At 64.0% G+C, this 13,441-nt stretch carries 16 protein-coding genes; 4 read left to right on the top strand and 12 right to left on the bottom strand.

What is annotated here, in order from left to right:
* Positions 1 to 39 precede the first annotated feature (39 nt).
* The 12 genes from ACVOK8_RS10560 to ccmA all read right to left on the bottom strand — a co-directional run bounded on the left by ACVOK8_RS10560 (position 40) and on the right by ccmA (position 10,263).
* Positions 40 to 876 (bottom strand): DNA ligase, encoded by an 837-nt coding sequence (locus tag ACVOK8_RS10560; RefSeq protein WP_481566769.1) that lies wholly within the window; start codon positions 874 to 876, stop codon positions 40 to 42.
* 92 nt (positions 877 to 968) lie between these two features.
* Positions 969 to 2,093 (bottom strand): homoserine O-acetyltransferase MetX, encoded by a 1,125-nt coding sequence (metX, locus tag ACVOK8_RS10555; protein WP_481566768.1) that lies wholly within the window; start codon positions 2,091 to 2,093, stop codon positions 969 to 971.
* A gap of 326 nt (positions 2,094 to 2,419) precedes the next feature.
* Positions 2,420 to 3,436, bottom strand: a complete 1,017-nt coding sequence (locus tag ACVOK8_RS10550; RefSeq protein ID WP_481566767.1) for a tetratricopeptide repeat protein — start codon at positions 3,434 to 3,436, stop codon at positions 2,420 to 2,422.
* A complete protein-coding gene (locus ACVOK8_RS10545; RefSeq protein ID WP_481566766.1) occupies positions 3,430 to 3,882 on the bottom strand; it encodes a cytochrome c-type biogenesis protein in 453 nt (150 codons plus the stop codon). Before ACVOK8_RS10545 ends, ACVOK8_RS10550 begins: the two co-directional genes overlap by 7 nt.
* Positions 3,879 to 4,505, bottom strand: a complete 627-nt coding sequence (locus ACVOK8_RS10540) for a DsbE family thiol:disulfide interchange protein (protein ID WP_481535583.1) — start codon at positions 4,503 to 4,505, stop codon at positions 3,879 to 3,881. Before ACVOK8_RS10540 ends, ACVOK8_RS10545 begins: the two co-directional genes overlap by 4 nt.
* A complete protein-coding gene (locus tag ACVOK8_RS10535) occupies positions 4,502 to 6,436 on the bottom strand; it encodes a heme lyase CcmF/NrfE family subunit (RefSeq protein ID WP_481566765.1) in 1,935 nt (644 codons plus the stop codon). The genes ACVOK8_RS10540 and ACVOK8_RS10535 overlap by 4 nt, the downstream gene beginning before the upstream one ends.
* The gene (ccmE, locus tag ACVOK8_RS10530; protein WP_481566764.1) at positions 6,437 to 6,904 is read right to left on the bottom strand and encodes a cytochrome c maturation protein CcmE; all 468 of its coding nucleotides are present in this window, start codon (positions 6,902 to 6,904) and stop codon (positions 6,437 to 6,439) included.
* Entirely contained in the window at positions 6,901 to 7,074 is a 174-nt protein-coding gene (ccmD, locus tag ACVOK8_RS10525) for a heme exporter protein CcmD (RefSeq protein ID WP_481566763.1), read from the bottom strand. Before ccmD ends, ccmE begins: the two co-directional genes overlap by 4 nt.
* The gene (ccmC, locus tag ACVOK8_RS10520; protein WP_481566762.1) at positions 7,071 to 7,823 is read right to left on the bottom strand and encodes a heme ABC transporter permease CcmC; all 753 of its coding nucleotides are present in this window, start codon (positions 7,821 to 7,823) and stop codon (positions 7,071 to 7,073) included. The genes ccmD and ccmC overlap by 4 nt, the downstream gene beginning before the upstream one ends.
* A gap of 356 nt (positions 7,824 to 8,179) precedes the next feature.
* Entirely contained in the window at positions 8,180 to 8,812 is a 633-nt protein-coding gene (locus ACVOK8_RS10515) for a TetR/AcrR family transcriptional regulator (RefSeq protein WP_481566761.1), read from the bottom strand.
* Positions 8,813 to 8,911: 99 nt separating this feature from the next.
* Complete coding sequence (ccmB, locus tag ACVOK8_RS10510; protein ID WP_481566760.1) at positions 8,912 to 9,607, bottom strand: heme exporter protein CcmB; 696 nt, start codon at positions 9,605 to 9,607, stop codon at positions 8,912 to 8,914.
* Positions 9,604 to 10,263 (bottom strand): heme ABC exporter ATP-binding protein CcmA, encoded by a 660-nt coding sequence (gene ccmA, locus ACVOK8_RS10505; protein WP_481566759.1) that lies wholly within the window; start codon positions 10,261 to 10,263, stop codon positions 9,604 to 9,606. The genes ccmB and ccmA overlap by 4 nt, the downstream gene beginning before the upstream one ends.
* A gap of 182 nt (positions 10,264 to 10,445) precedes the next feature.
* On the opposite strand from ccmA, the gene ACVOK8_RS10500 reads away from it, so the two are divergent.
* The 4 genes from ACVOK8_RS10500 to ACVOK8_RS10485 all read left to right on the top strand — a co-directional run bounded on the left by ACVOK8_RS10500 (position 10,446) and on the right by ACVOK8_RS10485 (position 13,266).
* Complete coding sequence (locus tag ACVOK8_RS10500) at positions 10,446 to 11,594, top strand: pyridoxal phosphate-dependent aminotransferase (protein WP_481566758.1); 1,149 nt, start codon at positions 10,446 to 10,448, stop codon at positions 11,592 to 11,594.
* Positions 11,591 to 11,935: a hypothetical protein gene (locus tag ACVOK8_RS10495; RefSeq protein ID WP_481566757.1), complete on the top strand. Its 345-nt coding sequence runs from the start codon at positions 11,591 to 11,593 to the stop codon at positions 11,933 to 11,935. Before ACVOK8_RS10500 ends, ACVOK8_RS10495 begins: the two co-directional genes overlap by 4 nt.
* Positions 11,928 to 12,743, top strand: a complete 816-nt coding sequence (locus ACVOK8_RS10490; RefSeq protein ID WP_481566756.1) for an amidohydrolase — start codon at positions 11,928 to 11,930, stop codon at positions 12,741 to 12,743. Before ACVOK8_RS10495 ends, ACVOK8_RS10490 begins: the two co-directional genes overlap by 8 nt.
* Positions 12,744 to 12,834: 91 nt before the next feature.
* Complete coding sequence (locus ACVOK8_RS10485; protein WP_282273098.1) at positions 12,835 to 13,266, top strand: hypothetical protein; 432 nt, start codon at positions 12,835 to 12,837, stop codon at positions 13,264 to 13,266.
* Positions 13,267 to 13,441: the final 175 nt, after the last annotated feature.

Genomic DNA, 13,441 nt, shown 5'->3' with positions numbered 1-13,441 from the left:
GCTGGTCGGCAGTGTTTTTGTGGGAGCGGATGCAGCTGCTCAGGGTTCGTCGCGAATTCGCAGGAAGCGTGGGAAGCGTGGCAGGCCGTGTACGGTCAGGCCGTTGTAGCGATAGGTTATGCGGCTGCCGATGGCGGGTGGATGCGCGCGCTGCGCATCACTGAGGCCGCTGCCAATGCGGAACTGCGCGCCACTATCGGTACGCATCAGTAGCGCGCCAACCATGCCGGTGTACTTTCCCTTGCCCGGCGCATAGCCGATCACATGGGCTTCAGCGTCATCATGAAGCTTTAGTTTGAGCAGGCCAGTGCTGCGGCCCTCGCTGTATTGATTGTCCTGATGATGCAGCATCAAGCCTTCGCCGCCGGCTTTGGCAATCGCGCGAAGCTGGCGATGCAAGCTTGCAGTGTCGGGTATGCGTTGCTGTTCGATGGCAAGCAGGTGGGGGTTGGCTTGATTGGCGATGATTCTGCCCAGTTGTGCGTGGCGTTGGGCGAAGCCGCCGCTTGCATCAGGCAGGTCAAATGCCATGAAGCGGAGCCTGCGCCACTGCAGCTGATCGGCCGGGCTACTGCGGATGAGGGCGCTGGTTGCTTCGAACTGACCCCGCGCCATCCACAGTTCACCGTCGATCTGTTGCTTGGGCCAGCCTTGGGTGAACCATGCCGGCGACGGAATGCGGTGGCCGGCACGCGTCCACAGCGCATGCCCATCCCAGCGGGCGCGCACGCCATCGAGCTTTTCACTGACCAGATAGCGCGATACATCCGGGCCATCCTGCCAGGAGCTGGCCAGCATCAAGGGCGGTGCGGCCGCGTGCGCGCTGTTGAGCGTGTTACCCAGGAAGAACAGCAGAATCAGCAGCAAGACAGGCATGGGCAACCTCCTGTTATCGGAGGTGTAAGCATCTGATGCTGTGAACGCAGGCAGCCATCGGTGGCTGCCTGCATCTATGGTCAGAGCGTCAGTTATGCAGTTGTCGGCAGCGTCTGCAGGAACTGTGCAACGGCTGGGCCGAAGCGGTCGTAATCGACCAGGAAGGCATCGTGGCCTTGCGGTGAATCCATGCCGATGAACTGGGTATCGGCACCGCCCGCGCGCAGGCCGTCGGCGATCTGTTGCTGCTGTTCCACCGGGAACAGGATGTCGGTATTGGCGCCGATGGCGAGCGCGCGCTCAACCCGGATCTTCGCCAGCCCGGCCAGCACATCGCCGTCGGCGTATTCGGCCAGGTCGAACCAGTCCATGGAGCGGCCGAGGTAGAGATAGCAGTTGGGGTCGAAGTGGCGCACGAAGCGCCGCGCGTGGCCTTCCAGATAGCTCTCCACCTGGAATTCGAGGCCGAACGGATCTTCATCGGTCTGGTCCGAGTCCAGCCGCACGCGGCCGAAGCGGCCATCCCATTCCAGTGCCGAGCGATAGGTGATGACGCCGAGTTTGCGCGCCATGCGCATGCCCGACTCGGGGTAGTGCACTTCGTCGTAGTCGCCGTTGTTCCATGCCGGATCGAGGCGGATTGCTTCGCGCTGCAGCGAGCGGATGGCGATCGAGAACGGCAGGGCGCGGGCGCTGCCGGAGATGTTGATATGGGTACGGGCGATGCCGGGGTGCTGCAGCAACACCGCCAGTGCGGTCATGCCGCCCATCGAGTTGCCGATCAGGCAGGCAAGTTGGGTGATGCCGAGTGCGCACACCACTTCGGCGGCGGCGTTGGCCACATCCTCAATCGACAACTCAGGGAAGGAAAGACGGTAGGTCTTGCCGGTGGCCGGGTCCAGCGATGCCGGGCCGGTAGAGCCCTTGCAGCTGCCCAGCGAATTGACGCAGATAACGAACCAGCGGTCGGTATCAATCGGGTTGCCGGGGCCAAGCATCGGCTCCCACCAGCCGGTGGCCGGGTTGTCGGCATTGCTGGCGGCGTGTGCATCGGGCGACAGACCGGTGACGATCAGGATGGCATTGCTGGCATCGGCGGCCAGGCTGCCCCAGGTTTCGTAGGCGACATGGGCGCCGATCAGGCTGCCACCGCGCTTCATCGGGAACGGCGAGGACAGCGCGTGGAAACGGCTGCCATCAGGAATAAATTCAGTCATCTGCCAATTTTAACGGGGATGCCGGGCGCATCTTCGCATGGATGATAACCAGTGGTTATTTGGGTATTGCTGGGTGGGCGATGGGCGGCTGGTGGCGCGGGCGCTCGAAGCGCGTCCGCGAAGCGGTGCGGTGCGGTTGGGATTCCCGCTGTGCGTGAACGGCTACGGGCGGGCCACAGTGACGCCAGTGCTGGCCGGAGTGCGCACTTTGTAGGAGCGGCGTAAGCCGCGAAGCCGACGTTGCTGAAGCACATGGCATCTGTGCCATCTGATTGATGTGCTTGCTTCGCGGCTTACGCCGCTCCTACAAAAAAGCCTGCAGCGGCTTATTGACCCAGCGTGATCGTCAACGACTTGTCAGTCGGCAGCTTGACCTTGAGCGGTACCGACTCGATGTCGCCTTCGCCACGCATGGCGGTGCCACTGGCGGACAGGCGGGCAAAGACTTCCACTTCCTGCAGGTCGGACAGCTTCTGCGTTGGCATCGGGCTGTCGCCGTCGTCGAGGGTGACGGTCAGTGGCGCTGCCTGTGCCGGGTGGCGCTCGACGGCGACCGGCATCGGCGGGCCACCGGGGATGCGGGCGATGACGAATACGGTGTCCTTGCCGGAGGCGACGCGTTCGGCCAAGGCCGGTGCCAGCGTCACCGTCACGGTGATGCCGGAGCTGCTGGGCGCTGCCGCTGCCGGGGCGGTGCCCGCAGTAGTGTTCGGCGTCTTGCCACGGGCGATATCGATCTGAGCCTGCAAAGCGGTGGCGGCGGCGGGCTCCAACCGGGACAGCAGGCTTTCCCAGGTCTGCGCGGCCTGTTCGTTCTGTCCTTGCTGGCGTTGGACGATGCCGGTTAGCCAGATCACGCGCTCGTTGTCCGGTGCGATCTGGCGGGCGCGGGCTAGCCACTGTTGCGCGGTGGCGTCGAACAGGAACTTGGGGTCAGCCTGGGCGCGGGTTTGTGCGGCTTCGACCAGCAGGCCCGGTTCGTCCGGCGCCAGTTGTGCGGCACGCTGGTAAGCGGTGGCGGCATCGGCAACCTTGCCGATCTCCAATTGCGAGCGGGCCAGCAGCACCCAGCCGTCGACGCGCTCCGGGTTCTGCTTCAAGGCATCCTGCAGTTGGGCGATGCCTTCCTCGATGGTCTGCGGTGCGGCGGCGGCTTCGGGCTGCGGCTGCAGCGCTGCCGGGGTGCCCAGCAACTGGTACAGGCCCAGCGTGGCGACCAGCGCCATCGCAACCAGGCTGCCCCAGATCCGTCGTTTGCCGGCGCGCCACAACGGCCACAAGGTGATGCCGGTGGCCACTACCGCCAGCACTGCAGCACCAGCCAGGAACCCAGCATTTACCATTCGCGTTCTTCCTGACTGGCGTCGTCATTGCTGGCAACGGGAACGGCGCGGCCACGCCGCCGCACGTACACAATCAACAACACGGCGCCCGTCAGCAACAGCAGGCCCGGGCCAAACCAGAGCAGGGCGGTGCCGGCTTCCAGCTGCGGGCGGTACAGCACGAATTCGCCGTAGCGATCGACCAGGAACTGCTTGATCTCAGCGTCGCTGCGGCCTTCGTGCATCAGCTTGAGCACTTCGCGGCGCAGATCGTGAGCGATCTGGGCGTCGGAGTCGGCCAGCGATTGGTTCTGGCATTGCACGCAGCGCAGTTCGGCGGTCAGTGTGTGGAAGCGCACTTCCTCAGCGCGGTCGCGGTACTGCAGCGGACTGGGGTCGCCGGTAGGCTGTGCGCTGGCACTGAAAGCCAGGCACATCCACAGCAACACACCAGCCCAGGCTTTCATCGGGCGGCTCCCAGATCCGGTGCGCCGTGTTTGCCACCGGCGGCGGCTTCCACTTTTTCCAGCGCAGGAATCAGTTGCTCGTCCATGACCTGTTGGGTGATGGCGCCGCTGTACTTCCAGCGCACGATACCGCTGCCATCGACCAGGAACGTCTCCGGCGCGGCGGCGATGCCCCAGTCCAGCGCGGTGCGGCCTTCCTGATCGGCCAGCACCACCATGTAGGGGTTGCCCAACTGCTCAAGCCAGCGCAGTGCTTCGCTGGGCTCGTCCTTCCAGTTGTAGCCGATCACGCGCACGCGCTTGGTTTCGGCAAAGCGGGTGAGGATGGGGTGTTCGTCGCGACAGGTCGGGCACCAGCTGCCCCAGACGTTGAGCAGATAGGGGGCGCCACGCAGCTGCTTGTCGGTGACGTGCACGCTGGGGTCATGCAACACCGGCAAGGAGAATTCCGGGGCAGGTTTGCCGATCAATGCGGACGGCAGGCTGTCGCGATCGGGCTTGCCGGAGCGGCTCACGCCATACAGCATCAAGCCCATCAGGCCGAGGAAGAACAGCGCGCCAAGGACGATGGCGACCGGCGGCAAGCGATGCTTGGGTTTGGATTCGGGTGATGGATTAGTCATTTCGATTTCTCAGGCAGCCGGCGGAAACGGCGGTCGATGGCGGTAATGAAACCGCCCAGCGCCATCAGCGCCGCACCAAGCCAGATCCAGCGGACAAAAGGTTTGATCTGTACGCGCACGGCCCAGGAGCCGTTGCCCAGTGATTCTCCCAGTGCAACGTAGATATCGCCACCCAGGGCGGGGTGAATGCCGGCTTCGGTCATCGGCTGGCCGCCGCTGGCATACATGCGCTTTTCCGGGTGCAGGCGGGTAATCAGAGTGTCCCCGCGCAATACCTGCAGGTGGCCGCGGTCGGAGTGATAGTTGGGGCCGTCGGTAGCATCCACACCTTCGAACAGCAGCGTGTAGCCGCTAGCGTCGATGGATTTGCCCGGTACCAGCGCGACTTCATGCTGCACATGCAGAGCTTCCACCAGCAGCGCACCGACCAGGAACACAGCGACGCCGAAGTGGGCGATCAGCATGCCCCAGGTTTCGGCATTGAGCCGGCCGCTCTTGCGCAGCCGCGCCCACAGGTAGTAGCCGGTGCCGCCGGCCACCCATGCAGCACCAGCAATACCGATGCCGGTCTTGAACTTGCCCTGCGGTGCCATCCACCAGCCAATGATGCCCAGAATGATGGCCAGCCCAGCCCACGGTGCCAGCAGTGCCAGCGTGCGCAGGCCTTGCTCGCGCTGCCAGCGACTGAGCGGGCCAAACGGCAACAGCACGATCATCGGTGCCATCAACAACACGAACAGCGTGCCGAAGTAAGGCGGGCCTACCGAGACCTTGCCCATATCCAGCGCATCGGCCAGCAGCGGATACAAGGTGCCGAGCAGCACCATGGCGCAGGCGCAGCTGAGCAGCAGATTGTTGGCCAGCAGCAGGCTTTCGCGCGAGTTGAGTGCAAAGGCGCGGCGTGGGTCGCCGCTGTTACCACCGATGCCGGGGGCACGTATCGCATAGAGCAGCAGCGAGCCGCCAACCACGATGCCGAGGAAAATGAGGATGAACAGGCCGCGTGAAGGATCGGCGGCAAAAGAATGGACACTGGTCAGCACGCCCGAGCGGACCAGGAAGGTGCCGAGCAGGGACAGCGCAAACGCGGCGATTGCCAGCAGCAGGGTCCAGCCGACAAACACGCCGCGTTTTTCGGTGGCGGCTTGTGAGTGCAGCAGGGCGGCGCCGACCAGCCAAGGCATGAAGCTGGCGTTCTCCACCGGGTCCCAGAACCACCAGCCACCCCAGCCCAGCTCGTAGTACGCCCACCAGCTGCCCAGCGCGATGCCGATGGTCAGGAAGCCCCAGGCCGCATTGGTCCACGGCCGGGTCCAACGCAGCCAGCGCACGTCGATGCGGCCGTCAATCAACGCCGCAATGGCGAAGGCGAACGGCACCGCGAAGCCGACGTAGCCCAGATACAGCAGGGGCGGGTGGATGATCAGGCCCGGGTCCTGCAACAGGGGGTTGAGATCGTGGCCTTCGCTTGGTGCTGGCAGCAGGCGCGCGAACGGATTGGAGGTGAACAGCAGGAAGGCGAGGAAGCCGACGCTGATCATGCCCATTACCGCCAGCACCCGCGCAATCACCTCGGGCGGCAACTGCCGCGAGAACGCAGCAACCGCGGCGGTCCACAACGCCAGCACCAAAGACCACATCAACAACGAGCCTTCGTGCGCGCCCCATACCGCCGAATAGCGGTAGATCATCGGCAGCAGCGAGTTGGAGTTGTCGGCGACATAGCGCAACGAGAAATCCTGTCGCACAAAGGCAATCGTCAGCACCACGAAGGCGGCCAGCACCGTGCTCAGCTGCAGCATCGCCGCTGGGCGTGCGATCGCGGTGAGCGCCGGAATGCCGCGTTGGGCGCCGATGAGTGGCAGGACGCTTTGCAGCAGGGCTGCCAGCAGGGCGAGGATCAGTAATACCTGTCCGATTTCACCGAGCACTCAGGGTGTTTCCGTAGTTGGGGTGGTGGCCGGGACCTGATGCTTGTCGTGCGCCACGCCCATCTTGTCGGCCAGCTCCTTGGGCATATAGGTCTCGTCGTGTTTGGCGAGCACGTCTTCGGCGACGAATACGCCGTTGGCCATGCGCCCGGTGGCGACCACCGCCTGACCTTCGCGGAACAGGTCGGGCAGGATGCGGTCGTAGGTGACGGGCAGCATCGCGTCGCCGTCGGTGACCTCGAAGCGCGCCAGCAGCGCACCCGGTTCGCGCTTGAACGAGCCCTTGGCAACCATGCCGCCCAAGCGGAAGCGCGCGTCAGGCGCGACCTGGCCGGCTTTGACTTCGGCTGGCGTGTACAGATAAGCGATGTTGCGCTGCAAGGCGGTGCTGACCAGGGCGACGGCGGCGCCTGCTACCAGCAGCGCCAGCAAAACCCACAACAGGCGACGGCGCTGGGTCGGGCTCATCGGCTCAGTTCCTCGTCAGCCGGCGCTGCGACGGTGCGGCTGGCGCGATTGATGCGTGCGCGTGCCTCGCGCAGCTGCTGGCGGATCTGCAGGCGCGGCATGATGAAGTCCCAGGCCAGTACGATGAAGAACACGGCATAGGCCAACGCCACGTACTTGAAGTAGGTCATGCCGATTTCTCCAGCCTCTCGCGCAGCCAGGTCTTGCCGACTTCGCGGCGCAGGTTGTCGGCGCGGGCGCGCGACAGCAGTGAACCGACGAACCAGAACTTGGTAGCCAGCACCATGATCCACAACGGCAGGATCATGCTGCTGTCCATGCTGGACTCGCCAAACACGCGGATGGTCTGGCCCTGGTGCAGCGAGTTCCACCACACCACCGAGTAACGAATGATCGGCAACATCACCACGCCGACAATGGCCAGCAGGCCGGCGGCGCGGGCAGCGGCGCGGCGGTCATCGATGGCGCCGTACAAGCCCATCACGCCCAGATACATGAACAGCAGGATCAGTTCGGTGGTCAGGCGCGGATCCCAATCCCACCAGGTACCCCACATCGGCTTGCCCCAGATGCTGCCGGTGAGCAGGGTGATCAGGGTGAATGCGGCGCCGATGGGCGCGCAGGCCATGGCCAGGATCTCGCAGAGCTTGATCCGCCAGATCAGCGCAATGGCGCTGTAGAAGGCCATCAGTCCGAATACGAACAGGCTCATCCAAGCCGACGGCACGTGGATATAAAGGATGCGGAAGCTGTCGCCCTGCTGGTAGTCAGCCGGCACCACTGCCAGCGCCTGCCACAAGCCGAAGCCGAACAGCGGCAGTGCGGCGATATAACACCAAGTGGACCAACGGGCGGCGAAGGTGTCGAAGTAGGGCGGTGAGCCCAGCTTGTGAAACCAACCAACTAAACCTTTGAACATCCGCTCGCTCGCTGAGGAAGACGATGACCAGACCGCGATCAGCGGCCCGACCGGCTGGGCGGTGCGGGCTGCACCACCGTTGCTGTTTTCAGACTAGCGCAAGATACCGCAAATTCAGAAAAACGGCGGGGAGTGGCAGGTCGGCTCGAGGGTGGCGTCTCTGATCGCCGGAGCAGGGTGCCCGGAACTGCAGAAAGCAGCAGGGATGTAGGCGTGCCGCAGGGACTGCGATCGACATGTTGCAAGGGCCAGTGGTCGTGGCGGCATCGATGGCGTCGCTACGGACTGGCTGCAGGCAGGCCTGCAGATAGATGCCGCTGATTAGGGCGTGGCCTATTCGCGGCCAGCTCGCCCGCTCAGCTTCGCGGCAGGGCGCCGGCCATGAACAGGCGTACGGCTGCACGTGCCTGCTCCTGCGCGCGGGGCAGGTCACTGGCAACCACGCGGCCATTGACCGAGCGCAGGATCAAGCCGCCGATCACCACCATGTAGAAGAAGTGCGCGGCTTGTTCGGGGTTTTCGATGTACATGCGCCCGGCGGCAGTTTCGCGGGCGAAGTACTGGCTGAGCAACACTTCCATCGGTGCCACGCCGTGGGCATGGAACCAATCGCGTAGCCCGGGTTGGTTCATGCCTTCGGAAATGACCACACGGTGGCAGGCCAGACGCGCGGGCGAGAGTACCTCTTCGGCCATCTGGCTGGCGGCTTCTTCCAGTGCTTGGGTAGGCGGCAAGGGCGATTGCAGCAAGGTGTCCAGGCTGCGGCCGAAATCATTGATGCTCTGTTCCATCAAGGCATGGATCAGGCCTTCCTTGTCGCCAAAGGCGCGGTACAAGGTGGCCATCGAGCCGCCTGCGCGTTTGACGATGTCCGCAAGTCGCGCGGCTTGATACCCCTTTTCGTTGAAGACTTCGGTGGCGGCTGCAAGAAATTTTTCGACGCGCAGCTCGCCACGGCGTTGCAGCTCGACCACGGGACGGGGCGGCAAGGTAGGTTTGTCTACGCTCGGAACTTCCGTGTGGGGCCGCTCAGCCATGTGCTTGGTTCAGTTTGTGAAGTCAGCGTCAAGAATAGCGCTGTTTTGCGCTCAGGAGTTGGCGATGCGGATTGCCGCTGCCGCGGTGAGTGGGGCGAGCAGCGCGCTGACCAGCAAGCCGGCCGCCAATATCAGCAGCGCGCCGCTGGGATCAAAGCCCTGCGCCGCTGCCGCCACCGCGCCTGCGCCGAACACCAGTACCGGTACGTACAGCGGCAGAACCAGCAGCGCCAGCAGGATGCCGGCGCGGCGCATGCCCACGGTCAAGGCCGCGACCACCGCGCCGAGCAGGCTCAATAACGGCGTGCCAAGCGCCAGAGCGGTGATCAGCACCGGCAGTTGCTCGCGTGGCAGGTGCATCAGTTCGGCCAGCAACGGGCTGACCAGCACCAGCGGAAACGCGGTGGTCAACCAGTGCGAGAACACCCGCACCGCGACCAGCCAGGCCAGCGGCACCGGCGACAACAGCCATTGCTCGAGCGAGCCATCCTCGGCATCGCTGCGGAACAAAGTGTCCAGCGATAGCAGGCCGGCCAGCAGAATCGAAAGCCACAACACCGCCGAAGCAACGCTCTGCAGCAGCCTGGGGGCGCCACCAAGGGCCAGTGCAAACAAGGCGACCACCAGCAGCGCGAACAGGATCGGTTGCGCGGCATCGCCGCGGCGACGCCATAGCAGCTTCAGGTCTCGCGCCAGCAGCGCGCGGGCGGCGGAGAGCAGGGTTGGCTGTGGACCGGGCAGGCTCATGCCGCGTCCTCCTGCGCTGTCTGGTTGGCCAACGTAAGGGTGCGATTGCGTACCGGCGGTGCCGCGTAGGCGCCGTGGGTAGTCACCAGTGCGCCGCCACCACCGCGCAGGTGCGCGGAAATCATCCGGTTGACCAGGTTGATCCCATCCAGATCAAGGTTGGCGTAGGGCTCGTCGAGCAGCCAGATCGGTGCCGGTGACAGCCAGATCCGGGCCAGTGACAGGCGCTTCTTCTGGCCAGCTGACAATTGCCGGACCAAGGTGTCCTCATAGCCGGCCAGGCCGACGATGGCCAAGGCGTTGCCCGGCATTTGTCGCGCGCGGCGACCCTGCAGCCCGCACAGGAAATGCAGGTTTTCCAGGCAGCCAAGGTCCTGTTTGAGCGCGGTCAGATGACTCAGGTAGGCGATGTAGCGGGAGCGATCACTGCTGTTGGCAGGCCGCCCGTCGATCTCGATCCTGCCTTCGTCCGGGCGCAGCAGTCCCGCCAATACGCGCAACAGAGTGGTTTTGCCTGCGCCATTGCTCCCTTGCACCAACAGTGCTTCGCCTGCATCCACGTGCAGGTCCAATGGCCCGAATACAGGATCGTCGTTGCGGGTGAAACGCAGGCCGCGTGCGTCGAGCAGCGGCGGGATGTTTGCGGTTTCAATCATCGGATCGGGCGTTTCCGTCCTTGAGAGGTGGCGCAGGCTGGGCAGCGCATCGGGGCGCGCAGTATAGCGCCGGGCTGCGCCTGTCCTGCGTTGCACGGGCACGGTTCCGATGGTTGATCGGGAGGCCGAGACCGGCGGGTTTGCGTACACTCGGTGTTTTCTCCCCCGGCGTGTACGTACCCATGCATCCGCAGACCAAGTTGCCCAAGGTGGGCACAACCATTTTTACCGTGATGTCGCAGCTGGCCGCCGAGCACGGTGCGGTCAATCTTGGCCAGGGTTTTCCGGACTTTTCCGCCCCGCAGCGCTTGATCGATGAAACCGCGAAAGCCATGCGTGAGGGCCTGAACCAGTACGCACCGATGACCGGCGTGGCACCGCTGCGCCAAGCCATCGCGCAGAAGGCACTGGATTGCTATGGCGCGCAGGTTGACCCGGATAGCGAGATCACCGTCACCTCCGGCGGCACCGAGGCGATCTTCAATGCCATCCACGCCGTGGTGAGGGCCGGTGAGGAAGTGATCGTGCTGGACCCGGCCTATGACTGCTATGAGCCGGCGATCGATCTGGCCGGTGCGCGCGCTGTGCACGTGCCACTGGACCCGCAGACCTTTGCGGTGGATTGGGATCGCGTGCGCGCGGCCATCACCCCGAATACGCGCATGTTGATGGTCAATACGCCGCACAACCCCTCCGGCGCGATGTTGACTGCCGATGACATGCAGGCATTGGCCGATGTATTGCGTGGCACCGACATCTACCTGATCTCCGATGAAGTGTACGAACACATCATCTATGACGGTGCGCGTCACGAGTCGGCATTACGTTACCCGGAGCTGCGCGAACGTGCGTTCGTGATATCGAGCTTCGGCAAGACCTACCACTGCACCGGCTGGAAGATCGGCTATGCCATCGCGCCACCGGCTATGACCGCTGAGTTCCGCAAGGTGCACCAGTACAACACCTTCGCCACCTACAGCCCGGCGCAGTATGGTTTCGCCGCGATGATCCGCGATGAGCCTGAGCATCACCTGGAGCTGGGTGCGTTCTACCAGAGCAAGCGCGACCGCTTCCGCGAACAGTTGCTGGGCACGCGCTTGAAGCCGCTGCCGGTGCCAGGTGGTTATTTCCAGCTGGTCGACTATTCGGCGATCAGCGACCTGCCGGACCATGAGTTCGTACGCTGGCTGACCATCGAGAAGGGCGTCACCGCAATTCCGTTGTCACCGTTCTACGAAACCCCGCCGGCTGGGCAGCGTCTGGTGCGGCTGTGCTTCGCCAAGAACGATGCGACGCTGGATGCGGCTATCGAGCGCTTGGTGAAGCTATGACGGACGCTGGGCTCGGCGACGATTGGAAGGTGCAGCTGCGCTATGGCCGGATCAGTACGCCGTTCAAGCATTACGCGCTTGTTGCGGATGGCTCTGCCGGGCAATTGGCAGATGGCTTCGAGTGTCGCTCTGGCCCGGCGGTGATGGCGATGAAAGGATGGGCGACAGATACGGCCGAGGCCGTGGACATGATTCGCTACGTCAGCGAGCAGATCGGTTTTTCGATTACTGGGAAAATCGAGGTCTACGAAGCCGAACTGGACGAGCCACCACGCGAGCGGCCCTTTGCTTACAACATTTCGTTCGTGCCCTATTCGGATGGTAGTGATTCTGATGAATGATCTCCGTATCTCTCTCGTGCAAGGTGACACCCGCTGGCACGATCCGGCGGGTAACCGGGCCTATTACGGTGCTTTGCTGGCACCGCTGGCAGGCAATACCGACCTGGTGATCCTGCCGGAGACCTTTACCAGTGGCTTTTCCAACGACGCGATTGATCAGGCTGAAGACATGGAAGGCCCGACCATTGCATGGGTCGCGGAACAGGCGCGCGCGCTGGGTGCGGTAGTGACCGGCAGTGTGCAACTGCGGGTTGATGGCAGCGTCTACAACCGCCTGCTATGGGCCACGCCTGAAGGCGAGTTGCACTATTACGACAAGCGCCACCTGTTCCGCTACGGCGGCGAGCACAAGCGCTATGCCGCAGGCAACGAGCGGCTATGCGTGGAATGGAAGGGTTGGCGGATCAATCCGCAGATCTGCTACGACCTGCGTTTCCCCGTGTTCTGCCGCAACCGCTTCGATGTGGAGCGGGCAGGGCAGATGGATTTCGACCTGCAGATCTTCGTTGCCAACTGGCCATCGGCGCGCGCCTACGCATGGCAGACTTTGGCGCGTGCGCGCGCGATTGAAAACCTCTGCTATGTGGCAGTGGTGAATCGCATCGGTGTGGATGGCAATGGCCTGCACTATTCCGGCGACAGCGCGGTGATCGACTTCCTCGGTCAGCCGCAGCTGGAGATCCGCGAGCGCGAGCAGGTGGTCACCACCACCATCTCGGCGCAGGCGCTGGCAGCGCATCGCGAGCGCTTCCCGGCGATGCTGGATGCCGATGCGTTTACCTTGGGCGGGCCGGTGGTGCTTCGCTGAACGCCGGCCGGGCGGCGGGTCTGCAGGCTCTTTGCAAGGCGCAGGGGGGCTGTCAGGCTCGATGCCGGTTCAATCAAGCAGAGGATGCGTGATGAAGAAGACGATGGCGATGGCTGCGGTGCTGGCGTTGGGCATTGCGCCCGCGGCGCAGGCTGCGGGCAATATCGACTGCGAGCTGCATTACAACCTGACCGGTTGGTCGATGTTCTACAAGACCTCCAGCGGCACCGGTACGATTACCTGCGACAACGGCGCCAGCATCCCGGTCAAGATCAGCGCCAAGGGTGGTGGTCTGACTGTGGGCCGCACCACCATCACCGATGGTCGCGGGAGGTTCAGTGGTGCGTATTCGCTCAATGATTTGTTGGGGACCTACGCAGCAGCTGAGGCACATGCCAGCGCGTCGCGTGCCAATGATGCGCAGGCGATGACCAAGGGTGACATTTCGCTTGCGTTGGCCGGTACGGGGCATGGCTGGAGTATCGGTGTTGGGTTTGGCAAGTTCGTGATTGAGCGGCGCTGACCCTTTGTGGCGGTGAGCCGTAGAGCAGGAGCTCGCCCTCATCCGCCCCTCCGGGGCACCTTCTCCCGCTAGCGGGAGAAGGGCCAGAGCCGAAGCAAGGGCCAGAGCCGAAGCAAGGGCCAGAGCCGAAGCAAGGGCCAGAGCCGAAGCAAGGGCCAGAGCCGAAGCAAGGGCC

It is taken from the genome of Stenotrophomonas sp. STEN083, assembly GCF_056759195.1.
This window is presented reverse-complemented; position numbering and strand designations above follow the sequence as displayed.